This is a genomic window from Mycolicibacterium parafortuitum, assembly GCF_002086815.1.
Lineage (GTDB): Bacteria > Actinomycetota > Actinomycetes > Mycobacteriales > Mycobacteriaceae > Mycobacterium > Mycobacterium parafortuitum.
Genome location: NZ_MVID01000085.1, coordinates 1 through 243 on the forward strand (window position 1 = coordinate 1; position 243 = coordinate 243).

1 protein-coding gene is annotated in these 243 nt (G+C 65.0%); it reads left to right on the forward strand.

Annotated elements, in window-relative coordinates; genetic code table 11:
- Nucleotides 1–243: amidohydrolase family protein (locus tag BST38_RS28880; protein ID WP_165761680.1), on the forward strand; the 243-nt coding region annotated here is incomplete at both ends.

Consider the following 243-nt stretch of genomic DNA (forward strand, 5'->3'; position numbering starts at 1 on the left):
TGTTCGCCACCGAGGATGCGGAGTTCTCGCTGGCGCTGGTGCAGGCCTACAACGACTGGCACGTCGAGGAATGGTGCGGGGCGTATCCGGCCCGCTTCATCCCGATGACGCTGCCGGTGATCTGGGACCCCGAAGCGTGTGCGGCCGAGATCCGCCGCAACGCCGCGCGCGGGGTGCACTCGCTGACATTCACCGAGAATCCGTCGGCGATGGGGTATCCGAGTTTCCACGATTTCGAGCATT